22 protein-coding genes and 1 riboswitch are annotated in these 23445 nt (G+C 70.9%); of the genes, 3 read left to right on the top strand and 19 right to left on the bottom strand.

The window, feature by feature from the left end; genetic code table 11:
• Nucleotides 1-125 precede the first annotated feature (125 nt).
• The 7 genes from thiC to thiE all read right to left on the bottom strand — a co-directional run bounded on the left by thiC (nucleotide 126) and on the right by thiE (nucleotide 6008).
• Nucleotides 126-1718 (bottom strand): phosphomethylpyrimidine synthase ThiC, encoded by a 1593-nt coding sequence (gene thiC, locus ACLQ3F_RS13540; protein WP_357204323.1) that lies wholly within the window; start codon nucleotides 1716-1718, stop codon nucleotides 126-128.
• 17 nt (nucleotides 1719-1735) lie between these two features.
• Nucleotides 1736-2521, bottom strand: a complete 786-nt coding sequence (thiD, locus tag ACLQ3F_RS13535; protein ID WP_425848974.1) for a bifunctional hydroxymethylpyrimidine kinase/phosphomethylpyrimidine kinase — start codon at nucleotides 2519-2521, stop codon at nucleotides 1736-1738.
• Nucleotides 2518-3258, bottom strand: coding sequence for a thiamine phosphate synthase (locus ACLQ3F_RS13530; RefSeq protein WP_425848972.1), 741 nt, complete (start codon nucleotides 3256-3258; stop codon nucleotides 2518-2520). Before ACLQ3F_RS13530 ends, thiD begins: the two co-directional genes overlap by 4 nt.
• Entirely contained in the window at nucleotides 3255-4034 is a 780-nt protein-coding gene (locus ACLQ3F_RS13525) for a thiazole synthase (protein WP_355009620.1), read from the bottom strand. Before ACLQ3F_RS13525 ends, ACLQ3F_RS13530 begins: the two co-directional genes overlap by 4 nt.
• Nucleotides 4031-4231 (bottom strand): sulfur carrier protein ThiS, encoded by a 201-nt coding sequence (thiS, locus tag ACLQ3F_RS13520; RefSeq protein ID WP_425848971.1) that lies wholly within the window; start codon nucleotides 4229-4231, stop codon nucleotides 4031-4033. The genes ACLQ3F_RS13525 and thiS overlap by 4 nt, the downstream gene beginning before the upstream one ends.
• The gene (gene thiO, locus ACLQ3F_RS13515; protein WP_425848969.1) at nucleotides 4222-5388 is read right to left on the bottom strand and encodes a glycine oxidase ThiO; all 1167 of its coding nucleotides are present in this window, start codon (nucleotides 5386-5388) and stop codon (nucleotides 4222-4224) included. Before thiO ends, thiS begins: the two co-directional genes overlap by 10 nt.
• Nucleotides 5382-6008, bottom strand: a complete 627-nt coding sequence (thiE, locus tag ACLQ3F_RS13510) for a thiamine phosphate synthase (RefSeq protein WP_425848967.1) — start codon at nucleotides 6006-6008, stop codon at nucleotides 5382-5384. Before thiE ends, thiO begins: the two co-directional genes overlap by 7 nt.
• Nucleotides 6003-6112: riboswitch (TPP riboswitch) on the bottom strand. It overlaps the preceding gene by 6 nt.
• A 313-nt stretch (nucleotides 6113-6425) precedes the next feature.
• On the opposite strand from thiE, the gene ACLQ3F_RS13505 reads away from it, so the two are divergent.
• The gene (locus ACLQ3F_RS13505; RefSeq protein ID WP_425848964.1) at nucleotides 6426-12257 is read left to right on the top strand and encodes a ThuA domain-containing protein; all 5832 of its coding nucleotides are present in this window, start codon (nucleotides 6426-6428) and stop codon (nucleotides 12255-12257) included.
• A gap of 66 nt (nucleotides 12258-12323) precedes the next feature.
• Nucleotides 12324-12911, top strand: a complete 588-nt coding sequence (locus tag ACLQ3F_RS13500; protein ID WP_425848961.1) for a hypothetical protein — start codon at nucleotides 12324-12326, stop codon at nucleotides 12909-12911.
• A 156-nt stretch (nucleotides 12912-13067) separates the two neighbouring features.
• On the opposite strand, the gene ACLQ3F_RS13495 is transcribed toward ACLQ3F_RS13500, so the two are convergent.
• Genes ACLQ3F_RS13495 through ACLQ3F_RS13480 form a run of 4 tightly spaced genes read right to left on the bottom strand, consistent with a single transcriptional unit; the run spans nucleotide 13068 to nucleotide 17188 of the window.
• On the bottom strand, nucleotides 13068-14030 hold the full coding sequence (locus ACLQ3F_RS13495) for an aldo/keto reductase (protein WP_357207843.1): 963 nt from the start codon (nucleotides 14028-14030) through the stop codon (nucleotides 13068-13070).
• Nucleotides 14031-14067: 37 nt separating this feature from the next.
• Complete coding sequence (locus ACLQ3F_RS13490) at nucleotides 14068-14865, bottom strand: nucleotidyltransferase domain-containing protein (RefSeq protein WP_425848957.1); 798 nt, start codon at nucleotides 14863-14865, stop codon at nucleotides 14068-14070.
• Nucleotides 14862-16541: an ABC-F family ATP-binding cassette domain-containing protein gene (locus ACLQ3F_RS13485; protein ID WP_425848955.1), complete on the bottom strand. Its 1680-nt coding sequence runs from the start codon at nucleotides 16539-16541 to the stop codon at nucleotides 14862-14864. The genes ACLQ3F_RS13490 and ACLQ3F_RS13485 overlap by 4 nt, the downstream gene beginning before the upstream one ends.
• Nucleotides 16542-16582: 41 nt before the next feature.
• On the bottom strand, nucleotides 16583-17188 hold the full coding sequence (locus tag ACLQ3F_RS13480) for a class I SAM-dependent methyltransferase (protein ID WP_357207850.1): 606 nt from the start codon (nucleotides 17186-17188) through the stop codon (nucleotides 16583-16585).
• A gap of 102 nt (nucleotides 17189-17290) precedes the next feature.
• Between ACLQ3F_RS13480 and ACLQ3F_RS13475 the strand changes: the two genes are divergently transcribed.
• The gene (locus ACLQ3F_RS13475; RefSeq protein WP_425848952.1) at nucleotides 17291-18400 is read left to right on the top strand and encodes a hypothetical protein; all 1110 of its coding nucleotides are present in this window, start codon (nucleotides 17291-17293) and stop codon (nucleotides 18398-18400) included.
• Nucleotides 18401-18412: 12 nt separating this feature from the next.
• Here ACLQ3F_RS13475 and truA read toward each other — a convergent pair whose 3' ends face one another.
• The 8 genes from truA to infA all read right to left on the bottom strand — a co-directional run bounded on the left by truA (nucleotide 18413) and on the right by infA (nucleotide 23232).
• Nucleotides 18413-19243, bottom strand: coding sequence for a tRNA pseudouridine(38-40) synthase TruA (gene truA, locus ACLQ3F_RS13470; RefSeq protein ID WP_425848949.1), 831 nt, complete (start codon nucleotides 19241-19243; stop codon nucleotides 18413-18415).
• A 67-nt stretch (nucleotides 19244-19310) separates the two neighbouring features.
• Nucleotides 19311-19868: a 50S ribosomal protein L17 gene (gene rplQ, locus ACLQ3F_RS13465; protein ID WP_091402374.1), complete on the bottom strand. Its 558-nt coding sequence runs from the start codon at nucleotides 19866-19868 to the stop codon at nucleotides 19311-19313.
• A 34-nt stretch (nucleotides 19869-19902) separates the two neighbouring features.
• Nucleotides 19903-20925 carry a DNA-directed RNA polymerase subunit alpha gene (locus tag ACLQ3F_RS13460; RefSeq protein ID WP_007465227.1) on the bottom strand — a complete coding sequence of 341 codons (1023 nt, stop codon included), beginning with the start codon at nucleotides 20923-20925 and terminating at the stop codon, nucleotides 19903-19905.
• 98 nt (nucleotides 20926-21023) lie between these two features.
• Nucleotides 21024-21650, bottom strand: coding sequence for a 30S ribosomal protein S4 (rpsD, locus tag ACLQ3F_RS13455; RefSeq protein WP_030329921.1), 627 nt, complete (start codon nucleotides 21648-21650; stop codon nucleotides 21024-21026).
• 13 nt (nucleotides 21651-21663) lie between these two features.
• The gene (gene rpsK / locus ACLQ3F_RS13450; RefSeq protein WP_030329919.1) at nucleotides 21664-22071 is read right to left on the bottom strand and encodes a 30S ribosomal protein S11; all 408 of its coding nucleotides are present in this window, start codon (nucleotides 22069-22071) and stop codon (nucleotides 21664-21666) included.
• A gap of 87 nt (nucleotides 22072-22158) precedes the next feature.
• Entirely contained in the window at nucleotides 22159-22539 is a 381-nt protein-coding gene (gene rpsM, locus ACLQ3F_RS13445; RefSeq protein WP_030329917.1) for a 30S ribosomal protein S13, read from the bottom strand.
• A gap of 266 nt (nucleotides 22540-22805) precedes the next feature.
• On the bottom strand, nucleotides 22806-22919 hold the full coding sequence (gene rpmJ / locus ACLQ3F_RS13440) for a 50S ribosomal protein L36 (protein ID WP_043965539.1): 114 nt from the start codon (nucleotides 22917-22919) through the stop codon (nucleotides 22806-22808).
• A 91-nt stretch (nucleotides 22920-23010) separates the two neighbouring features.
• A complete protein-coding gene (gene infA / locus ACLQ3F_RS13435) occupies nucleotides 23011-23232 on the bottom strand; it encodes a translation initiation factor IF-1 (protein ID WP_007073013.1) in 222 nt (73 codons plus the stop codon).
• Nucleotides 23233-23445: the final 213 nt, after the last annotated feature.

The raw sequence follows: 23445 nt of genomic DNA, 5'->3' as shown, positions 1-23445 counted from the left end.
CGGGCCAACCCACTCACCGGGACGCCCCGACATCCGTGAACCCGAGTCGATCAAGCGACGGCACCCGCGCCGGACCGGGCAGGGCGACTCCGCGCGCCCCGCAGGACGGCCCGGCAACGGGCAGATCAAGCGAGCGGCAGGTAGACCCGGCTCCCGCCGGAGACGAACTCCTCCGACTTGTCCTTCATGCCGCGCGCCGCGTACTCCTTGAGCTCTTGGGTGATCTTCATGGAGCAGAACTTCGGGCCACACATCGAGCAGAAGTGTGCGGTCTTCGCCGGCTCCGCCGGCAGGGTCGCGTCGTGGTACGAGCGCGCGGTCTCCGGATCCAGCGAGAGGTTGAACTGATCCTCCCAGCGGAACTCGAACCGCGCCTTCGACAGGGCGTCGTCCCAGGCCTGCGCGCCCGGGTGCCCCTTGGCCAGGTCCGCCGCGTGTGCCGCGATCTTGTACGCGATCACGCCCGCCTTCACGTCGTCGCGGTCCGGCAGGCCGAGGTGCTCCTTCGGCGTGACGTAGCAGAGCATCGCGGTGCCGAACATGCCGATCATCGCGGCGCCGATCGCCGAGGTGATGTGGTCGTACGCGGGCGCGATGTCGGTGGTCAGCGGACCGAGCGTGTAGAAGGGCGCCTCGTGGCACCACTCCTGCTGAAGGTCCACGTTCTCCTTGATCTTGTGCATCGGTACGTGACCGGGGCCCTCGATCATCACCTGGACGTCGTACGCCCAGGCGATCTTCGTCAGCTCACCGAGGGTGCGTAGCTCGGCGAACTGTGCCTCGTCGTTGGCGTCAGCGATCGACCCGGGGCGCAGCCCGTCGCCGAGGGAGAACGTCACGTCGTAGCGCGCGAGCAGCGCGCACAGCTCCTCGAAGTTGGTGTAGAGGAAGTTCTCCTCGTGGTGCGCCAGGCACCACGCCGCCATGATCGAACCGCCTCGGGACACGATCCCGGTCACCCGGTCCACGGCCAGCGGCACGTACGGCAGGAGCACCCCGGCGTGCACAGTCATGTAGTCCACGCCCTGCTCGGCCTGTTCGATCACGGTCTCCCGGAACACCTCCCAGCTCAACTTCACCGGGTCGCCGCCGACCTTCTCCAACGCCTGGTAGATCGGCACCGTCCCGATCGGCACCGGCGAGTTCCGTACGATCGCCTCCCGGGTCTCGTGGATCCGCTTACCCGTGGACAGGTCCATCACGGTGTCCGCGCCCCAGCGGGTGGCCCAGGTCAGTTTCTCCACCTCCTCCGCGACCGACGAGCTGACCGCCGAGGTGCCGATGTTGGCGTTCACCTTGACCAGGAACGCCTTACCGATGATCGCCGGTTCGCACTCCGGGTGGTTGACGTTGAGCGGGAGCACCGCCCGGCCGGCGGCGATCTCGGCCCGCACGAGTTCCGGTTCGACGTTCTCCCGGATCGCCACGAACTCCATCTCCGGCGTCACCACACCGGCCCGCGCGTACGCCAACTGGGTGGGCCGGCGATTGCCCACCCCGGCCAGCGGGGTACCCGCACCCCGTACGGGCGCCACGTCACCCCGCTCGGCGATCCACGGGCCCCGCAGTGCGGGCAGCCCCACCTCCGGGTCCGACCCCGGGCCGGACGTGTCGTAGAGCCGCACCGGCGGCAGGTCACCGGTCAGCCCCACCTCCGCGAACGGCACCCGGACATCCGGCCGTGAACCCTCGACGTACACCTTGCCTCGTGCGTGCATGACAGCCTCCCTGGTGATCAAGCGGACCAGCCGAAGTGGTTCAGCGGCCCGCGCCCCGCGCCCAGCTCCCAGCCCCGCGCGCCGGTCAGCGCACGGAGCACGTACTCCTTGGCGGCCCCCACGGCGGCCGGCACCGGATCGCCCAGACCGAGCCGCACCGCGATCGCCGCCGAGAACGAGCACCCGGTGCCGTGGGTGTGCCGGGTGGTCACCCGGGGTGCGCGCAACACGGTGGTGACGCCGCCGCCGTGCAGCACGTCGACCGCCTCGCCCCCGTCCAGGTCACCTCCGGTGACCACCACGTACTCCGGGCCGCCGGCCACCAGGGCCTCGGCGGCCACGACCATCGCGGCCACGTCGTCCACCGGGCGTCCGGTGATCGCCGCAGCCTCCGCGCAGTTCGGGGTCGCCACGGTGGCGTACGGCAGCAGCCGCTCCACCGCACCCACCACGCCGAGCCGGTGACCGCTCGTGGCGACGAGCACCGGGTCGACGACGAGGTGGGGCAGCCGGTTGTCCCGGGCGGCCTCGGCCACCACGTCGGCGATCGCCGGGGTGCCGAGCATCCCCGTCTTCACGGCGCAGACGGTGAAATCGGTGAGCACGCTGTCCAACTGCTCGGTGACGGTGCGCGGGGGCAGCGGCAGCACCGCGTCGACACCCCGGGTGTTCTGCGCGGTGACCGCCGTGAGGACGCTGGTGCCGTACGCGCCCAGCGCGGCGAAGACCTTGAGGTCGGCCTGGATGCCGGCGCCGCCGCCGGAGTCCGAGCCGGCGATAGTCAGTAGTGTTCGCGGGGTCATTTGCCCTCTTTAGTTGCGGTTTGGGGCTGCGGCCGACAGTGCCCACTCCGGGCGGTCAGGCTTGATCCCTGCGTGGGCACTGTCGGCCGCAGCCCCCGTCGTGGAGACCTGGGTGACCCCGCTTCGGGTGGTGAGAGCTCAGGGGTGACCGCCTCTTGAAAAGCCCTGGTGAGGGTGGCGGCTGTTTCGGTGGCGTTCTCTGCTCGCATGAGGGCCCCTAGTACTGCTACTCCGGTGGCTCCTGATTGGACGCAGGCGGTCACCTGTTCTGGGGTTTCGATTCCGCCGAGGGCCAGCACGGGTACCGGGCTGGCCTCGACCAGCTTGCGTAGGCCGTCGGTGCCCAGGGGTGGGCCGTAACCCGGTTTTGTCCTGGTGGGGTGGACCGGGGAGATGGTCGCGTAGTGCTCGGTGGTCAAGCGGTCCAGCTCGCTGCGGTCGTGGCAGGAGCGGCCCACCAGCGGGTGGGCTGGCGGCGGGTACGGGCCGGCGGCGGGCAGGTGCACGGCGTCGCCGCCGAGCGGGTCGGGGCCGGCCACGATGAGGGTTCCGCCGACGTCGGCGAGGATCGCGCGCAGGTCGGCGGCGAGGGCGGCGCGTTCGGCGCGGGGCAGGTCCTTCTCCCGCAGCACCACCCAGCGCACTCCCCCGGCCACGGCTCCCGCCACGACCCGGTCGAGCCCTTCCCGCGCGACGCGCCGGTCGGTCAACAGGACAACCCCGGACGGCGGTGTCACAGCTCGGGTCTTCCCTCGTCGGGGGTGGAGGCGAGCGCGTGGAAGCGGCGCTCGATCCGGCCGGCCTGGGCCGCCAGTCGGCCCGCCTCGACGGCGTACCGCATCGCGGTGGCCATCGCCACCGGGTCGGCCGCCCGGGTGACAGCGCTCGCCAGCAGCACCCCGTCACAGCCCAGCTCCATCGCCAGCGCCGCGTCGGACGCGGTGCCGATGCCGGCGTCGAGGATCACCGGCACGTCCACACCCTGCCGGATGAGTCGAATGTGGTGCGGGTTGCCGATGCCGAGCCCCGAGCCGATCGGGGAGCCGGCCGGCATCACCGCGGCACAGCCCACGTCGGCGAGGCGGCGGGCGAGCACCGGGTCGTCGCTCGTGTACGGCAGCACTGTGAAACCGTCGGCTACCAACTCCTCGGCGGCGCGGAGCAGCTCCACCCCGTCGGGCAGGAGCGTCCGCTCGTCGCCGATCACCTCCAGCTTGACCCAGTCGGTGTCGAACGCGTCCCGGGCCAACCGGGCCACCTTCACCGCCTCGGTCGCGGTGTGGCAGCCGGCGGTGTTCGGCAGCAGGCGTACGCCGCACCGGTCCAGCAGCTCCAACAGCCCACCCGTCGAGCCCGGTGCCGTGCCCACCCGGCGCAGCGCCACTGTGACCAGCTCGGTGCCGGACGCCCGGATCGCCTGCTCCAGGACGTACAGGTTCGCTGCACCGCCGGTGCCGAGGATCAGCCGTGAGGTGAAGGTCTCCCCACCCAGCTCGAACGGCACGCCGCTCACCCGCCCTGCGCCGCGGTGAGCACCTCGACCCGGTCACCGTCGCGCAGTGCCCGGGCCGGCCAGCCGGTCCGGGGCACCACCTCGCCGTTGACCGCGACCGCCACCCCACGTGGGTGCGCCACGACGTCGCGGACCAGGTCCGCCACTGACGCGCCCGCGGCGACGCTGCGCCCGGCCCCGTTCACTGTCAACTCCACAGGTCCCCCTCCACACGCGGTTCAGGTCGGCCCGACGCGGCCACCGTGGCACCGCCGAAGCGGTCGGCGCGGAAGGGCGCGAGCAGCGGGTCGGGTACGCCACCCAGCACCAGGTCGGCGATCAGGTCGGCGGTGATCGGGGTGAGCACGATGCCGTGCCGGTGGTGCCCGGTGGCGACCAGGACGTCCGGTCGGTCGGGCAGCGGCCCGAGGATCGGCGCGTTGTCCGGGGTGCCCGGGCGCAGCCCGGCGACCGCCTCGACCAGGTCGTACTCGGCCAGCTCGGGCAGCAGGTCGACCCCGGCGCGCAGCAGCCGTTGCACAGCACCGGCGGTGACAGTGGTGTCCGAGCGCTCCTCGACCGTCGCGCCGAGCACCACCTCACCGTCGGCGCGGGGCACCAGGTAGACGTGCTCGCCGTCGGCGTACCCCCGGATCACGTGCCGGAAGCCCGGCGCGACGCCGTCGGGCGCGCGGAGCCGGAGGATCTGACCTTTCACCGGCCGCACGGGCAGGCCGGTGAGCGCTGTGGCCCCGCAGCCGGCGGCGACAACGGTGACCGATGCGTGCACATCGGACAACCCCCGGACCGGCTGCGGCACGAGCACCGCGCCGGCCCGCTGCGCGGCCGTGCGCAGCGCCGGCACCAGCAGCCGGGGGTCGACCTGATGGTCGGTGGGCGCGAGCGCACCGCCGCGCACCCGTGGGGCGAGCGCCGGTTCGCTGTCGCGCAGTTCGCTGGGGCGCAGCGGCGTCACGGGCAGGCCCAACCCCTGCTGGTACGCCCACAGCCGGCGCGCCTCGGCGAGGTCGTCGCCGGTGAGCCCGACCATCAGGGTGCCCTCGGTCCGGTAGCCGATCTCGATCCCGGTCGCCTCGGTCAACTCGGCGGCGAACGCTGGCCAGCGGGCAGCGGATGCCAAAAGCAACCCGGTCAGCTGCCGCTCACCGAAGTACGCCTCGGCGACCGGAGAGAGCATGCCGGCGGCCACCGCCGACGCCCCCGAGCCGGGTGCCGGATCGTGCACCACCACCCGCAGCCCGCGAGCGGCGCAACGCCAGGCGATGGCCAGCCCGATCGGCCCCGCCCCCACCACTGCCACGTCCGGCCGGACCCGGTCGCTCGACAGCGGTGACGGGGACCGGCCGGTCAGCACGTCAGAGCCTCGATCAGCTCGGCGGTTGCCCGTGCCGGATCGGCGGCGGAGGAGACGGCGCCGACCACCGCCACCCCGTACGCCCCGGCGGCCCGCAGCGCCGGCACCCGGGCCGCGGTCACTCCGCCGATCGCGATGACCGGAACGTCGACGGCGTCGACGACGGCGCGTACTCCGGCGGGCCCGATGGGGTCCGGCAGGCCGGTCTTGGTGCTGGTGGTGTGACACGGACCGACGCCCAGGTAACTGGCGCCCGCCGCGACGGCCTCGGCCGCCGGGCCCGGCGCGCGAGCGGTTGCGCCCAGCACACCGGTGGGGCCGAGCACCCGGCGGGCGGCGGCGACCGGCAGGTCGTCGGCGCCGACGTGCCCACCTGCCGCGCCGAGCGCCAGCGCCACGTGCAACCGGTCGTTGACCAGGCAGGTCGCCCGGTACGGCGCGCAGAGCGCCAACACCCGCCCGGTCAGGTCGTACGCCTCGCGGTCGGTGGCGGAATCCTCGACCCGGACCTGCACCACCAGGTCGGCGTGGGCCACGGTGAGGGCGGCGCGGACCACGGCGAGTGGGTCACGACCGGGTCGGGTGTCGGTGATGAGATGCAATCGCCCCAGGGACGGCACGGCAACGCTCCTCCCTGCGCCGGCATTATCCGGATCAGGTTCGACGGTCGGGGGCTGTCAGCCCCCCTCTCAGCCCGGTACACCGGGCTCCCGTGGGTTACTTGCGTGTCACCGTACGACAGATCCGCCGGCCTGCCAAGGCGCGGGGTGGGCGGTGGCCGGCCGGGCCGGCGGCGTGAAAACGAGCTAGATCCAATGGGGCACTTCATACGGTCCTGTTCGGAATGTCGCCCCCCGTTGCAGAACCGTTACCCGTCTGCATCTTGCCCGACATCGAGCCAGCCGAATTAATTTGTTCAGCGATTCGACAAAATGTCGGTGGGGGCACCCTGGCACGGTGTGACCACCGGCTCCATCAGGGACGGCCTTCGGCGAGCCGACTCCCGCGAGCTCTGTCACTACGACACAGGAGGCGGCGTGTCCCGTTCTCGTCGTGCCCGCGTACCAATCACCGCAACCCTGATCTCCCTGGCCATGGCCTCGACCACCCTGTTCGGCGCGCCCGCGCAGGCGGCCGCCCAGGTTCCCCCACGGGATGCGAAAGCCGCAGCCCCGGTCAGCCAGGTGGCGCCGAAGGCGCCAAAGGCAGCGGCCGATCCCTTCTCCGTCCTGATCTTCTCCAAGACCGCCGGCTTCCGGCACGACTCGATCCCCACCGGCGTCGCCGCCATCCAGCAGCTCGGCGCCGCCAACGGATTCACAGTGGACAACTCCGAGGACGGCGCGGCATTCAACGACGCCAACCTGGCGAAGTACAAGGCGGTGATCTGGCTCTCCACCACCGGTGACGTGCTCAACGCCGACCAGCAGGCGGCGTTCGAGCGCTACGTGAAGGCCGGCGGCGGCTACGTCGGCATCCACGCCGCGTCGGACACCGAGTACAGCTGGGCCTGGTACGGCGACCTGGTCGGCGCGTACTTCGCCAACCACCCGCAGAACCAGACGGCCACCGTCAAGGTGGAGGACCACGCCCACCCGTCCACGGCCGGGTTGCCGGACCGGTGGTCCCGGTTCGACGAGTGGTACAACTACCAGAGCAACCCCCGGCCGGACGTGCACGTGCTGGCCAGCCTGGACGAGAAGAGCTACACCCCGGGCGCCGGCGCGATGGGTGCGGACCACCCGGTCGCCTGGTGTCAGGACTACGACGGTGGCCGCTCCTGGTACACCGGTTTGGGCCACACCCGGGAGTCGTACGCCGAGCCCGAGTTCCTGTCCCACCTGCTCGGCGGCATCCGCACCGCGGCCGGCGTCGAGAACGCCGACTGTGGCGCCTCGAAGACCTCGAACTTCGAGAAGGTCACGCTGGACAGCAACACCAGCAACCCGATGGAGCTGGACATCGCCCCCGACGGGCGGGTCTTCTACATCGAGCGTGACGGTCGCGTGCAGATTGTGAAGCCGGACACCGGCAACACCGTCACCGCCGTCGACCTGGACGTCTTCACCGGCAACGAGGACGGTCTCATCGGCATCCGGCTCGACCCGGACTTCGCCACGAACAACTGGGTGTACCTGTACTACGCCCCGAACGACGGGGTCACCCGCAACCTGCTGTCCCGCTTCACGGTCACCGGCGACACCATCAGCCTGGCCAGCGAGAAGCAGGTGCTCCGGGTCGACACCCAGCGCAACACCTGCTGCCACGCCGGCGGCAGCATGACCTTCGACGGCGACGGCAACCTCTACCTGGCCACCGGTGACAACACCAACCCGTTCGAGTCGAACTCATACTCGCCGCTCGACGAGCGGGCGGGCCGCCAGGACTACGACGCGCAGCGCACCTCCGCGAACACCAACGACCTGCGCGGCAAGGTGATCCGGATCCACCCGGAGGACGACGGCACCTACACGGTCCCGGCCGGCAACCTCTTCGCGGCGGGCACCGAGAAGACCCGTCCCGAGATCTACGCGATGGGCTTCCGCAACCCGTTCCGGATCGGCACCGACCCGAAGACCAACACGCTGTACGTCGGCGACTACGGGCCGGACGCCAACACCGACAACCCGAACCGTGGCCCCCGCGGTCTGGTCGAGTGGAACATCGTCACCCCGGGCAACTACGGCTGGCCGTACTGCACGGGCACGAACGAGGCGTACAACGACTACACGTTCCCGTCCGGTCCGAGTGGCCCGAAGTTCGACTGTGCCGCACCGGTCAACAACTCGCCGAACAACACCGGCCTGACCAACCTCCCGCCGGTGGTCCCGGCGACCGTCGACTACGGGTACGCCGGTGACGCGCGCTACCCGGAGATCGGCGGCGGCGGCGCCCCGATGGGTGGCCCGGTCTACCGTTACGACGCCGACCTGAACTCGAACCGCAAGTGGCCGGCGTACTACGACGGCAAGGCTCTGCTCGGTGAGTGGAACCAGAACAAGATGTACACCATGCAGGTGACCCCCGACGGCAAGTCGTTGGTGGACATCAACCAGTTGCTCACCGGCATGAGCATGATCCGGCCGATGGACTTCGAGTTCGGCCCGGACGGCGCGCTGTACCTGATCGAGTGGGGCAGCGGCTTCGGTGGCAACAACGACAACTCCGGCGTCTACCGGATCGACTACACCGCCGGTGACCGTGCGCCCATCGCGGCGGCGTCCGCCAACCCGACCTCGGGTCCGGCGCCGTTGGCCGTCACGTTCTCCAGCGCCGGCTCCCGGGACCCGGACGGTGGCACGCTCACCTACGCCTGGACGTTCGGCGACGGGCAGACCTCGACCGAGGCCAACCCGACCCACACGTACGCCACGGCGGGCAACTACACCGCCCAGCTCACCGTCACCAACCCCAAGGGTCGGACCGCGGTAGCGAACGTGCCGGTGACGGTCGGCAACACCGCGCCGACGGTCACCATCGAGTTCCCGCCGGACGGCGGGTTCTTCAACTGGGGTGACCAGGTCCGGTACACCATCAAGGTGACCGACCCCGAGGACGGGGAGATCGACTGCGCCCGGGTCGGGCTGCAGGTGCTGCTCGGTCACGACGAGCACGCCCACCCGCTGGAGCAGCACACCGGCTGCACCGGCACCGTCCAGACGTCGCTCGCCTCCGGGCACGGCGCCGAGGCGAACGTCTTCGCGGTCTTCGAGGCCACCTACACCGACGAGGGTGGTGCCGGTGGCTCCGGTGCCCTGACCGGCCGGCAGATCGAGGTCCTCCAGCCGAAGCAGAAGCAGGCCGAGTACTTCACCGCCACCGGGCGCGCCCCGGTGAGCACCGGTGGTGGAGACCCCGGCGTGCAGCGCGAGGCCGGCGCCGACACCGCCGGTGGCGGCCAGAGTATCGCCTTCATCGAGGACGGTGACTGGTGGTCGGTCGCCCCGGCGAACCTGACCAACATCACCGAGATCCGGTTCCGCGCCGCCTCCGCCGCCGCTGGCGGTCGGATCGAGGTGCGCGCCGGTGCTGTCGACGGACCGGTGGTCGCCACGGCCGTCGTACCGTCGACCGGGGCGTGGCAGACGTACACGGACGTGAGCGCGCCGGTCACCGGTGCCGCGAGCGGCTCGCTGTACTTCCTGGCGCGCGATCCGAGCGGCGGAAGTGGTTCGCTGTTCAACGTCAACTGGATGGACTTCGTCGGCCGCGGTGTCACCGAGAACGGGCCGCCGGTGGTCAGCGCCACCGCCACCCCGGGCACCGGCACCGCACCGGTCACCGTCGCCTTCGACGGCACGGCCACCGACGCCGAGGGCGACACCCCGCTGACGTACGCCTGGGACTTCGGTGACGGAGGCACGGCGACCACAGTGGACGCCAGCCACACCTACACCACCGCGGGCACCTTCACGGCCACCCTCACGGTGACCGACAGCAAGGGCGCCAAGTCGTACGCCACGGTGCCGGTGCGGGTCGACGCTCCGGACACGTCCTGCTTCGGGGCGCGTTCGGACGACTTCAACGGCAACAGCCTCGACAAGGCCCGCTGGACCAGCGTGATCCGGGAGAACCAGCTCTACTCGCTCAGTGGCGGCGCGCTCCGGCTGCCCACTGGCGTTGGTGACCTCTACGGCGCTCGCAACGACGCCACGAACCTGGTGCTCCAGGCGGCCCCGACCGGCGCGTGGGAGATGACCACCAAGGTCACCCTGCCGGTGACGGCCAACTACCAGCAGGCAGGTCTGCTGGTGTACGGCGACGACGACAACTACGCCAAGGTGGACCTGCTGTACAACGGCAGTCGTCGGGTGGAGTTCATCCGGGAGACGGCGGCGACTCCTCGCAACGAGGCCGCCGACGCCACCAACGCACCTGCCGGTGACACCGTGTACCTGCGGATCACCAGCGACGGGACGAACCTGACCGCGTCCGCCTCGGGCGACGGTCAGACGTTCACCCCGGTGGGCCGTTCGGCGGCGCTCGCCGGCATCACCAACCCGCGGATCGGGGTCTTCGCGCTCAACGGTGGCACTGAGGCACCTGTTGTCGACGCGGCCTTCGACTCGTTCCAGGTGACGCCGGACGCCCCGGCCGGGCCGGTCGACCCGTCGGACGAGTTCACCGGCAGCACGCTCGACAAGTGCCGGTGGGACGCGATCCTTCGGGAGGACCCGAACGGTTACCGGGTCACCGATGGCTCGTTGCGCATCGACGTGCCCAACGGTGACATCTACGGCACCGACAACACCGGGCCGAAGAACTTCATCCTCCAGACCGCGCCGTCAGGCGACTGGACCCTGGAGACGAAGGTCGACGGCAGTCTGCTGAACGAGCAGTACCAGCAGGCCGGTCTGCTCGTGCAGGCCGACGACGACAACTACCTGAAGCTCGACTTCATCGCGGACAACCAGGCCGGCCAGGCGGTGACGCGGCGGATCGAGTTCCGCAGCGAGATCGCCGGGGCGGTCCAGAACCCGCAGCCCGAGGCGGGCAACCTGACCTCGGCGGTGTGGCACCTGCGGCTGGCCCGCACGGGCGACACGTTCACCGCGTCGTACTCGGCCGACGGCACGACCTGGACCGCGTTGGAGGCGCTGACCAACAGCGCGGTCGGGGCAACCCCGAAGGTCGGGCTGTTCACCCTCGGCGCCAACCAGACGGCGTCGAAGACCGCCTCGTTCGACTACTTCCGGCTCAGCACGGAGGTGGCCGACGAGACGGCACCGGTGACCACTGCGGCGGTTTCCGGCACCCCGACCGACGGGTGGTACACCGGGCCGGTGACGATCACGCTCACCGGTGCCGACGAGGCCGGCGGTAGCGGGCTCGGCAGCACGGAGTACCAGCTGGACGGGTCCACCACCTGGACGGCGTACACCGCTCCGGTGGCGGTCAGCGGGGACGGCGAGCACGAGCTCCGGTTCCGCTCGACGGACAAGGCCGGCAACGTGGAGGCGACCAAGACCGTCTCGGTCAAGATCGACGCCACCGCGCCGGTGACCTCGGCGACGTTCGCTCCGGCGAACGACGCCGGTTGGCACAACGGGACCATCCCGGTCGTGCTGGCCGCCACCGACGCCGGTTCCGGTGTCAAGACGGTGGAGTGGTCGCTTGACGGTGGCGCGTGGGCGCCGTACTCGACGCCGATCGAGGTGACCGGCGACGGGCAGCACGAGCTGCTGTTCCGCTCGGCGGACAAGGCGGGCAACGTCGAGACGCTGAAGTCGGCGGTGCTGCGCATCGACGGCACCAAGCCGACGCTGCTGGTGTCCGGGCTGGCCGACGGCCAGCTCTACGGCGACAGCCAGGACGTCCGGGTGGCCTGGCAGGCCGTTGACCCGAGCTCGGGCATCGCGAGCGTGGTCGGTCAGCTCGACGGCCAGGCGTACACCAGTGGCACCCTGCAGGCCATGTACGACCTGTCGCTCGGCCTGCACGAGCTGACCGTGACCGCGACCGACAAGGCGGGCAACAAGACCACCTCGACGGTCCGGTTCTTCGTCACCACCTCGTTCCGGGACATGCAGAGTCTGCTGGACCGGTTCAAGGCGACGGGGCGGCTCTCGACCAAGGCGCACAAGCAGCTGTCGAACAAGCTCGACGCTGTCCGTGCGTCCGAGGCGGCCGGCGACGACAAGGCGGCTGTCCGGCAGCTGACCGCGTTCCGGACGCTCGCCTCCGACACCGCGCTGGTGGGCGAGGCGGAGGTCCGGGACGTCCTGATCCGGGACGCCGACGCCATGATCGTTCGGCTCGGCGGCGCGGCCAGCAAGGCCGGGGTCAAGGCGAACGACGGTGACTCGGTCAAGGGCACCGGACGGCTCGGTGGCGACGCCACCCGGCTGGCACCCGGTCGCCAGCTCTGATCCGACGAGGCCCCTCCTCGGCGCTGCGGCGTCGGGGAGGGGCCTCCCTCATCGGTAGGAAGGGAGATGTCCGTGACCGGTATCCGCAAGGCGTTGGCCGCCGTGTTCGTCGGGCTGGCCCTGACCCTGTCCGCCGCCGCCCCGGCGGCGCAGGCCGCTCAGGCCGCCCCGGCGGCGCAGGCGGCGCAAGCAGCGCAGGCCGCCCCGGCGGCGCAGGCCGACAAGCTCAAACTCACTGTGGCCGGCGACGGGGCTCAGGGCGTCACCATCCAGGCCACCTACGCCGATGGCCGCCGGCTGGAACAGGTGGTGCGGCTGGTCCTCACCGCCACCGGTCCGGACGGGCAGCGGGTCGGGCCGGTGCAGCTGGAACCGCAGCCCGAGGGGCAGGGTTTCTACAGCAGCGGCCCGGTGCTCTCCACCGGCACGTGGAAAGTGTCGGTGAACTCCCCCGCTCCCCTGGCGGGCAAGGCCACCGCCACGGTGCAGGCGAAGGCGGCACAGTCGCCGCCGGCGCCCGCGCCGGTCGCGGTGACCACGCCGACGGATGACGCCGGCAGCGCCGCCTGGTGGCCGCTCGCGGCGGCCGGTCTCGTGCTCGTCGCCGTCGCGATGGGGGTGGCCATGCTGTTCGGCCGCCGACGCACCACCTGACCAAAGCAGTGCATGACAGGGCCGGGCCGCGACGAGCGGCCCGGCCCTGTGTCGTCTCGGCTTCCGTGAAGTCGGGGCTTCCGTGAAGTCGGGGCTTCCGCAGACCGCAGATGCCCCGCCTTCACGGAACGCGGGTGGATCAGCGACAGCGCGCCGTCAGAGGATGGCGCGCAGCGCCGCCAGATCGTCGTCGCTGGGCTCCCAGACGCCGGCGGCGGCGTTGGCACGCACCTGCTCGGGCGTGGTGGCACCGGCGATCACCGAGGTCACCGCCGGCTGGGCGGCCAGTCCGCCGATCGCCACCTGGAGCATCGTCAGACCCCGCTCGGCCGCGTACGCCTCGATCGCCTCGATGGTGTCCCAGTCGGCCGCGGCGAGCCGCTCCGCGTACCGGCCACCACCGGAGAGCCGGCTGCCGGCCGGCGGCTGAGCCTCCCGCTTGTACTTGCCGGTGAGCAGGCCGTTGGCGAGCGGGAAGAACGGCAGCATGCCGAGGCCGAACCGCTCACACGCCGGGATCACTTCGGCCTCCACGGACCGCTCCACCAGGCTGTAGTGGTTCTGCGCGCTGATGAACCGGGACCGGCCGTTGGACGAGGCGACCCAGTCCGCGTCGGCGATCTGCCAGCCGGCGAAGTTGGAGTTGCCCAGGTAGCGCACCTTGCCGTCACGGACCAGGTCGTCCAGGGCGGCGAGGGTCTCGTCGATCGGGGTGCCCGGGTCGGGCTCGTGCATCTGGTACAGGTCGATGTGGTCGGTGCCGAGCCGGCGCAGCGACGCCTCCACCGCGCGGGCGATGTAGCGCCGCGCACCCCGCGCGCCGTAGTCCGGTCCGTTGAGACCGTTCATGTCCATGCCGAACTTGGTGGCCACCACCACGTCGTCCCGGCGGCCCTTGAGCGCCTGCCCGAGCAGTTCCTCGGAGCCGCCCTGCGGCTCGCCGTAGATGTCGGCGGTGTCGAACAGGGTGATCCCGGCGTCCAGGGCCGCGTCCACCACCGCCCGGGTGCCGTCGAGGTCCAACTTGCGGCCGAAGTTGTTGCAGCCGATGCCGACCACGGACACCACGAGCCCGGAGTCGCCCAGCCGGCGATAGGTCATGTCAGTCACGCGATCCACCCTATGCCGGCTCGGTGCGGGCCACCTCGGCGGCGGCTCAGCCGACCACCTCGGTGACCAGCTCACGGGCGGCGTTGATGGTCGCGGCCAGCTCGGCCGGACTGCGGCCGACGCCACCGAGCAGTGCCTGCGCCCGCTGCGCGAAACGCGGAGGCGCCCCCGGCAGCCGGCCCGCTGCGGCGATCATCCCCTTCTCGTTGATCAACCAGTGGCCAGCCCGGGCGTGCAGCACCTGGGCGAGCACTCCGACCGCCCGGAACAGGCAGCCGGCGACGTACCCGCTGCCCCCGCCTGCGGCGGCCTTGGCCGCGCCGGCCAACAGGAACCCGGCCTCCCAGCCGCCGGCCACGAGCGCGTCGGCCAACGCGGGCGGATAGTCCCGGGCCTGCTCCTTCAGCGCGGTCAGCTGGCCGGTCGGGTCCGCCAGCACCTGGCACAACGCCACCTCGCCGACGTAGGCGGACGAGTAGAACCCGAGCGGGTGCCCGGCCTGCACCCCGACCTCGTACCGGCCGGCCCGGCAGTCCGCCCAGGCGCTGTGCACCCGGTCGAGGTCCCGGTAGATCCAGTCCACGGCGACCCCGCCGATCCGCAGCCAACCACCCCCGTCCACCCAGGGCCCCCAACCACCGGGGGCGGTGAGCGCGACGGCGGTGTCGGCGACCGTCGCGGCCACCGCACGCAGCGCCGGCAGGTCCAGCTCACCCCGGTAGTAGAGACCCAGGTCCCAGTCGGAGTCCGGGCGCTGCTCGCCGCGCGCCCGGCTGCCGCCGAGCGCCACGGCCACCACCCCCTCGACGGCGCACAGGCGGTCGGGCAGGTCGCTGGGGATCACCCGACATCCCAGACCGGTTCCGGGGTCTCCACCACCTCGCTGTCGCCTCGGAACAGCACGAACCTGTCGAAGGAGCGGGTGAACCAACGGTCGTGGGTGACAGCGATCACCGTTCCCTCGAAGGCGTTCAGGCCCGTTTCGAGAGCTTCCGCGCTGGCCAGGTCGAGGTTGTCGGTGGGCTCGTCGAGCAGCAGCAGGGTCGCCCCGGACAGCTCCAACAGCAGCACCAGGAACCGGGCCTGCTGCCCGCCGGAGAGCGTCCCGAAGCGCTGGTCGCCCTGCGCGGCCAGCTCGTAGCGGCTGAGCACACCCATCGCCGCGTGCCGGTCCATCCCGGTGCGGTGCTCGTCGCCCCGCCAGAGGATCTCGACAAGCGTCTTCGACATCAGCTCCGGCCGGTCGTGAGTCTGGGAGAAGTGCCCGGGGCGGACCCGGGCACCGAGGCGGGCCGACCCCTCGTGCATCACCGGAGCGAGCGCGCCCGCGCCGTCGACCGGGCCGTTCGCCGGGTCCGGGTCGGTGCCGCCGCGGGCCAGCAGCCGCAGGAAGTGCGACTTGCCGGTGCCGTTGGCACCGAGCACCGCCACCCGGTCGCCGTACCAGATCTCCAGGTCGAAGGGGAATGTCAGGCCGTCGAGCTCCAGCTGCTCGCAGACCACCGCGCGCTTGCCGGTCCGCCCGCCGCTGAGCCGCATCCGGATGTCCTGGTCCTTCGGGGGTACGGGCGGCGGCCCGGCCTCCTCGAACTTGCGCAACCGGGTCTGCGCGGCCTGGTAACGCGAGGCCAACCCGTCGTTGTACGCGGCCTTCTGCTTGTACATCAGCATCAGCTCGCGCAGCTTCTGGTGCTCCTCGTCCCAGCGCCGGCGCAGCTCGTCGAGGCGGGCGTGCCGAGCCACCCGAGCCTCGTACCAGCTGGCGAAGCCGCCCGGGTGCACCCAGGCACTGCCACCCTCGACGGCGACCACCCGGTCGGCGCTCTGGGCCAGCAACTCGCGGTCGTGCGAGACGTAGAGCACCGACTTCGTCGACTCGCGCAGTCGCGCCTCCAGCCAGCGCTTGCCGGGCACGTCGAGGAAGTTGTCGGGTTCGTCGAGCAGCAGCACCTCGTCCGGGCCGCGCAGCAGCAACTCCAGGGCGAAGCGCTTCTGCTGGCCGCCGGAGAGGGTTCGCACCGGACGGTCCCGTACGGCGTCCCACGGCTTACCGAGCACGATGGTCGCGACGGTGTCGAAGAGCACTTCGGCGTCGTACCCGCCGGCCTCGCCCCAAGCGCCGAGCGCATCGGCGTACGCCAGCTGGGCCTTGCCCGCGGCGTTGCTGAACTTGCCGTGGGCCTCGGCCGCCCGCATGGCCGCCTCGGTCTCGCCGAGCCGCCGGCCGGCGTCGCGAAGCGCCGGCGGGGCCAGCGACAACGCCAGGTCGGCGAGGGTCGACTCGTCGCCGATCATGCCGATGAACTGGCGCATCACACCCAGCCCGCCGGCCCGCGCGACGACGCCGCTGCGCACCGGCAGGTCGCCGGCGACCATCCTCAGCAGCGTCGTCTTTCCCGCGCCGTTCGGCCCGACCAGGGCGACCTTGCTGCCCTCCCCGACCCGGAACGACACGTCGGCGAAGAGTTCCCGACCGTCGGGCAGGATGTGCCCGACCGCTGCCACGTCCACGTATCCCACGCCGGGATCCTGCCCCAGTGTGGGTCGGGGGGTACATCCAATTACCGGGTGACGCGCAGCACCCGGAAGCCTTTCTGGCTGGCGTACCGCTCGACCTGCCAGCTCTGCTCGGTGAGCCAGCGTTGCAGCGAGTCGCCGCCGAGGTGTCGGGCGACGACCAACCAGCCGACGCCGTCCGGGGCGAGTCGGGGCAGCCAGCGCAGCAACAGGTCGTGCAGCCCGTCCTTGCCGATCCGGATGGGCGGGTTCGACCAGATCTGGGCGAAGCGGATGTCGTCCGGAACGTCGTCCGGCGCGCTGACCCGGACCCGGTCGGCGGCACCGACCCGAGCCGCGTTGGCGGCGGTCAGTTCGCGGGCCCGGGCGTTGACGTCGACGGCCCAGATGGTGCTGCTGGGCGCGAGGTCGGCCAGCACGCAGCTGATCGGCCCGAACCCGCAGCCGAGGTCGAGCAGGTCACCGGTGGTGTCGTCGGCGGGCAGCTCGGCCTTGCGCAGCAGCACCGCGGTGCCCGGGTCGAGCCGGCTGGCGGAGAACACCCCGCCGGCCGAGGTGAGCCGGTAGTCGCGGTCGGCGACGGTGAACTCGACCTCGCGCGCCGGGGCGTCGCTGGTGGGCTGAGCGGTGAAGTAGTGGTCGCCGGTCACCCGACAATTCTCGCACCGGTCCGGGGCGGACCTGACACGGCCCGCACGTACATTTCCCTGAAATTACCACCTAAAGGGACAATGACTCCTACTCTGGGCGACATGGTGTATCGGTACCAGTCCGATGAGGACGCTTTCGAGGAGTACCCGGAGCCCGGGTCCGACCTGTCGGTGCTCGGCGCCGGTCCGCCCCCGCCGGCCGGGCCCTCTCCGTCACGCTTCCCCACGCCGTCGCTGCCCCGCCCGAACCAGCTCTCGCTGCCCTCGTCGCAGCCGGCACCGGCTCGTACCGAGGTGCAACAGCTCGGGCCGGCCGCGCACGCCGATGCGCCACAGGCAGTGCCGACACGCGCCGACATCCCGCCCGCACCGCCGCGCAGCCAGATCTACACCTCGGCGACGGCGGCGGAGCCGCCCGCCCGGCGCGGCGGCGGTCGACTGTGGCAGGCGCTGATCGGCGGCGCAGCCGTCCTGGTGCTGCTCGCCCTCTGCGGCCTCGGTGCCGCCGCGCTGCTCATCGACCGCGGCGAGCAGCCGCAGAGCAACCCGACGAACCAGCCGAACGCCGCCCCGACGTCGGCGTCGGCGGAACGGCTGGCCCTCGACTCCCGGGACACCGACCAGGCCCCGCTCACCGCCAAGGAACTCTTCCCCGGCAAGGAGCTGAAGCTCACCGACAGCCAGCCGAGCTACCAGGTGCTCAAGACACAGTCCAGCGGCAGTTGCGCCGTCGCCGCCACCGACGAGGTCGCCGACCTGCTGGTCCGGCTCGGCTGCAACCAGATCGTCCGGGCCACCCTGAGTACGCCCGACGACAGCCACCTGGTCACCGCCGGCCTGTTCAACCTCACCGACAAGGTCAGCGCGGAACGAGCCCGAGATCGGCTCCGGCAACTTCTCGACGAGCGGCAGGGCCGTTTCCGTGGCCTCACCGGGAACGACGGCGACGGCACTGATGTCCTGGCCAACGCCCCGGCACGCGTCGGCTGGCAGGTCCGTGGCCACTACCTGGCGTACGCGCTGGTGGTCCGCAAGGACGGCACAGCGGTCAAGGCGGGAGACGCCAAGGTCCGCGAGATCCTGTTCGACATGATCGAGTTGCACCTCAGCCGGGGTGTACTCCAGAGCCGGGCCGACGGTGGCACCGCCTCGCAACCGACGGCGGCACCTACCGGCAGCAACGCCAACCAGGGCGATCTGCCCGGCGACTGATCCTGCGGACGGTCAACCCTCGATCGGGACCCGCAACCGGCGGGTGAGGGTAGCCCGCTGGGCGTACTCGGACGGATCTGCCGGGTAGCCGACGGCGACCAGGGTCAGCCCGCGCGCGGGGGCCACCGTCACCTCGCTGGACCGCTCCCGCTGGGTGAGCAGAGTTCCCGGCCACTCGACCGGGCGGCGGCCGTCGCCGGCCACCAGCATGGCTCCCACCAGGCTGCGCACCATCGCCTGACAGAACGCGTCCGCCTGCACGGTGGCGACCAGGATGCCGTCCGGGTCACGACGCCAGTCCAGCCGGGTCACCTCGCGCAGTGTGGTGGCGTGCTCCTTGCGCCGGCAGTACGCGGCGAAGTCGTGCTCCCCCACCAGCCCGGTGGCGGCGGCGTTCAGCGCGGCCAGGTCCAACGGCTTCGGCCAGGCCAGCACCTCGTGGCGGCGCAACGGCTCGGCGCCGAAGGGCGCGTCGGTGACCCGGTACTCGTAGCGCCGGAAGGTGGCCGAGAACCGGGCGTCGAAGTCGGCCGGCACCTCGGTCATCGCCCGTACCCGCACGTCGGTGGGGAGCAGCCGGGCCAGACGACGCAGCAGCCGCCCCTCGTGCTCCCGCCACACCTCCACGGGCAGGTCCACGTGGCACACCTGACCGGTGGCGTGCACTCCCGCGTCGGTCCGCCCGGCGACCGTCAGCCCGGTGGCGGTACCGACGCCGATGACCAGGTCCAGAGTCTCGACGAGCACCCCCGCGACGGTGCGCCTGGTCGGCTGGGCTGCCCAGCCGGAAAAGTCGGTGCCGTCGTACGAGACGTCCAGCCGCAGCCGGATCCGCTCGTCCACCTCGTACCTCCTGTTACGGGTCGGGCCCGGCACCCCGATGGGGTGCCGGGCCCGACGATGCCCTTGATCAGGCCTTGTTCTCGGTGGCCTCGTCGCTGTCCTCGCGGGCGGCGTCGGTGTCACCGGACGCCGACACCGGCGCCTCGGAGTCCTGGTCGGCCGGAGCCGACTTCGGGGCCTCGTCGGCCGGGGCGAGCGCCTCGACCTTGTCCTGCTGCGCGGCCTTGCGGGCGGCGGTCTTCTTGTTCGCCTTCGGCTCGGCGACCTGAAGCTCCTCCACCAGCTCGATGATGGCCATCGGCGCGTTGTCACCCTTGCGCGGACCGGTCTTCACGATCCGGGTGTAACCGCCGGGGCGGTTGGAGTACCGGGGCGCGATCTGGTCGAACAGGGCGTAGACCACGTCCTTGTCCTTGACGACACCCAGCACCCGACGCCGCGAGGCGAGGTCACCGCGCTTGGCCTTGGTGATGAGCTGCTCGGCCAGCGGGCGCAGCCGCCGGGCCTTCGTCTCGGTGGTCTGGATCTTCCCGTGCTGGAACAGCGCGGTCGCCAGGTTGGCCAGCATCAGCCGCTCGTGCGAGGGGCTGCCGCCGAGGCGGGGGCCCTTGGTGGGCGTGGGCATTTTTGGTGCTCCTCAGTTGTGGCGGCAGCGCGGACTAGAGCTGCTCGGTCTCGCGGTAGTCGTCGGTGTCGTAGTCGGCCTCGCCGAAGGTGTCCACGACGTGCGCCGGGTCGAAGTTCGGAGCCGAGTCCTTCAGCCCGAGACCCATCCCGGCGAGCTTCATCTTGACCTCGTCGATCGACTTCTGACCGAAGTTGCGAATGTCGAGGAGGTCGGCCTCGGTACGCCCGATGAGCTCACCAACGGAGTTGATGCCCTCGCGCTTGAGGCAGTTGTAGGAGCGGACGGTGAGGTCCAGCTCCTCGATCGGCAGAGCGAGGTCCGCCGCCAGCTGGGCGTCCTGCGGGGACGGCCCGATGTCGATGCCCTCGGCGGTCTCGTCCAGCTCCCGGGCGAGCCCGAACAGCTCCACCAGCGTCGAACCGGCGGAGGCCAGCGCGGTACGCGGACCCATCGACGGCTTGGTCTCGACGTCGATGATCAGCCGGTCGAAGTCGGTGCGCTGCTCGACACGGGTCGCCTCGACGCGGTAGGTCACCTTCAGCACCGGCGAGTAGATCGAGTCGACCGGGATCCGGCCGATCTCCGCGCCGGACTGCTTGTTCTGCGCCGCCGTCACGTAGCCCCGGCCCCGCTCGACGGTCAGCTCCATGTCGAGCCGGCCCTTGCCGTTCAGGGTGGCGAGCTTGAGATCCGGGTTGTGCACCGAGACGCCGGCCGGGGGCTGGATGTCGCCCGCGGTCACGTCGCCCGGGCCCTGCTTACGCAGGTACATGCTGACCGGCTCGTCGTGCTCGGAGCTGACGCACAGCTCCTTGATGTTCATGACGAGCTCGACCACGTCCTCCTTGACACCGGGGATCGTGGTGAACTCGTGCAGCACACCGTCGATCTTGATCGAGGTGACGGCCGCGCCCGGGATCGACGACAGCAGCGTACGCCGCAGCGAGTTACCCAGGGTGTAGCCGAAGCCCGGCTCCAACGGCTCGATGGCGAACCGGGAACGGGTCTCGTTGATCGACTCCTCGGAGAGGGAGGGTCGCTGGCTGATGAGCATCTTTTCTCTTCTCTTCCGGGACGCCCGCTATTTGACGCCCACGACACAAACTGTTCCGGTGGCCCGCCCCGAAGGGCGGGCCACCGAACGAGCTCGGACTACTTGGAGTAGAGCTCGACGATCAACTGCTCCTGGACCTGCGTGTCGATGACCTGCCGGGCCGGGAGGGAGTGCACGAGCACCTTCATCTGGCTCGGGATGGCCTCAAGCCACGCCGGAACCGTCTTCGAGCCGGCCTGAGCCTGCGCGACGATGAACGGGGTGAGCTCCTTGCTCTTGCCCCGAACCTCGATGATGTCGTGCTCCTTGACGCGGTACGACGGGATGTCGACCTTCTTGCCGTTCACCGTGAAGTGACCGTGCTTGACCAGCTGGCGGGCCATGTCCCGCGAGTGGGCGAAGCCGGCCCGGTAAACGACGTTGTCCAGCCGCGACTCGAGGATCTGCAGGAGGACCTCACCGGTCTTGGCCTGCTTGCCAACGGCTTCCTCGTAGTAACCGCGGAACTGCTTCTCCAGCACGCCGTAAACCCGACGGGCCTTCTGCTTCTCGCGGAGCTGGAGCAGGTACTCCGTCTCCTTCGTGCGGCCGCGGCCGTGCTGCCCGGGCGGGAACGGCCGGGACTCGAACGGGCACTTCGGACCATCGCACTTGCTGCCCTTGAGGAACAGCTTCATCTTCTCCCGCCGGCAACGGCGGCAGTCTGCACCGGTGTAACGAGCCATCTCTCTCTACCTCTCAGACCCGGCGACGCTTCGGCGGACGGCACCCGTTGTGCGGCTGCGGGGTGACGTCGGCGATCTGCCCGACCTCGAGGCCCACTGCCTGCAGCGAACGGATGGCGGTTTCCCGGCCGGAGCCGGGGCCCTTGACGAACACGTCGACCTTGCGCATGCCGTGCTCCATGGCGCGACGCGCGGCAGCCTCGGCGGCCAGCTGCGCAGCGAACGGAGTCGACTTGCGGGAGCCCTTGAAGCCGACCTGGCCAGCGGAGGCCCAGGAGATGACCGCACCGGTCGGGTCCGTGATGGACACGATGGTGTTGTTGAACGTGCTCTTGATGTGCGCCTGCCCGTGGGCGACGTTCTTGCGTTCCTTGCGCCGGACCTTCTTTACAGCGGCTCCGGCACGAGCCTTCGGTGGCATAAGTCTGTGCGCTCCTAGTTGACTTTCCGGACTGGGTTGCGACCTGACCCGCCTCGGCGGCGGCCGATCCCGTCATCCGGTTAAGAACTACTTCTTGCCGGGCTTCTTCTTGCCGGCGACGGTCCGCTTCGGGCCCTTGCGGGTCCGGGCGTTGGTCTTGGTCCGCTGGCCACGCACGGGCAGGCCCCGGCGGTGCCGGATGCCGGCGTAGCAGCCGATCTCAACCTTGCGGCGGATGTCAGCGGCGACCTCGCGGCGCAGGTCGCCTTCAACCTTGTAGTTGCCCTCGATGTGGTCGCGGAGCTGCACGAGCTCCTCGTCCGTGAGGTCCCGAGCGCGCTTGTCCGGCGAGATGCCGGTGGCGGCGAGTGTCTCCAGGGCGCGGGTGCGACCGACCCCGAAGATGTAGGTGAGCGCGATCTCCAACCGCTTTTCGCGGGGGAGATCCACGCCGACTAGACGTGCCATGTGCGGGCGTACTCCTCGTGATGTGTGGCGGAGGTGTGGACCCGTCCCACCCCGCTACCGGCCGTCCCGTCTTTCCGACGCGATGAGCGCCGGCGACCGGGATCGGTCGCTGCCCGAGCGGGCCCCGGCCTCCGACCGGGGGTCAGCCACGCAGAGGTACGTCTGGCGTACCGCTCGCGGCTGGGACGAGCATGTGTGATGTGTGTGTCGCTGGGGATCTGCCTGGACCAACGCCACCCGGCCGTGCTCCGGCCGGACGGGCTGAGTCAGCCCTGGCGCTGCTTGTGGCGCGGGTCGCTGCAGATGACCATGACCCGGCCGTGCCGGCGGATAACCCGGCACTTGTTGCAGATCCTCTTGACGCTCGGCTTGACCTTCACGGTTGCCTTACTTCCCATCTGGCCCGGTTACGCGCTCTGCGCGGCACCGGACGTCGAAGACGGACACGGGACTTCCCGGCCGTCGTCAGGACTACTTGTAGCGGTAGACGATGCGCCCGCGGGTCAGGTCGTACGGCGAAAGTTCGACGACGACCCGGTCCTCCGGAAGGATACGGATGTAGTGCTGCCGCATCTTCCCGCTGATGTGAGCCAACACCTTGTGGCCGTTCGCGAGCTCCACCCGGAACATGGCGTTCGGCAGGGGCTCGATGACCCGACCCTCGATCTCAATGGCTCCGTCTTTTTTCGGCATGTCCTCCGCTGTCCTGACGTCGATTGCACCGGGCGGCCCACAACGTCTTACACGGAAATCTGATCAGAATCAGAAGCCCGCGCCAGCCGCGGCTCCAGCTCCCACCGAAGCGCAGGGTGGGCATGCCGGAGTGGACGCTGTGCGCCGATCTGAAAGTGTACGCCGGCCTGCGGTCCCCCGCCAAACCGACCACCCACCAACCCGCGCGAGTCC

The sequence above is a fragment of the Micromonospora sp. DT15 genome, from assembly GCF_049841475.1.
In the GTDB taxonomy this organism is placed as follows: Bacteria; Actinomycetota; Actinomycetes; order Mycobacteriales; family Micromonosporaceae; genus Micromonospora.
Note: the sequence above shows the minus strand (reverse complement) of the source record. Positions and strands in the feature narration are given on the sequence as shown.

Coding starts and splice junctions, on each gene's coding strand:
- ACLQ3F_RS13500 (WP_425848961.1), top strand. CDS start 12,324: ATGTCCGTGACCGGTATCCGCAAGGCGTTGGCCGCCGTGTTCGTCGGG.
- rplQ (WP_091402374.1), bottom strand. CDS start 19,868: ATGCCCACGCCCACCAAGGGCCCCCGCCTCGGCGGCAGCCCCTCGCAC.
- thiC (WP_357204323.1), bottom strand. CDS start 1,718: ATGCACGCACGAGGCAAGGTGTACGTCGAGGGTTCACGGCCGGATGTC.
- ACLQ3F_RS13460 (WP_007465227.1), bottom strand. CDS start 20,925: ATGCTCATCAGCCAGCGACCCTCCCTCTCCGAGGAGTCGATCAACGAG.
- thiD (WP_425848974.1), bottom strand. CDS start 2,521: ATGACCCCGCGAACACTACTGACTATCGCCGGCTCGGACTCCGGCGGC.
- ACLQ3F_RS13475 (WP_425848952.1), top strand. CDS start 17,291: ATGGTGTATCGGTACCAGTCCGATGAGGACGCTTTCGAGGAGTACCCG.
- infA (WP_007073013.1), bottom strand. CDS start 23,232: ATGCCGAAAAAAGACGGAGCCATTGAGATCGAGGGTCGGGTCATCGAG.
- rpsM (WP_030329917.1), bottom strand. CDS start 22,539: ATGGCACGTCTAGTCGGCGTGGATCTCCCCCGCGAAAAGCGGTTGGAG.
- rpsD (WP_030329921.1), bottom strand. CDS start 21,650: ATGGCTCGTTACACCGGTGCAGACTGCCGCCGTTGCCGGCGGGAGAAG.
- rpsK (WP_030329919.1), bottom strand. CDS start 22,071: ATGCCACCGAAGGCTCGTGCCGGAGCCGCTGTAAAGAAGGTCCGGCGC.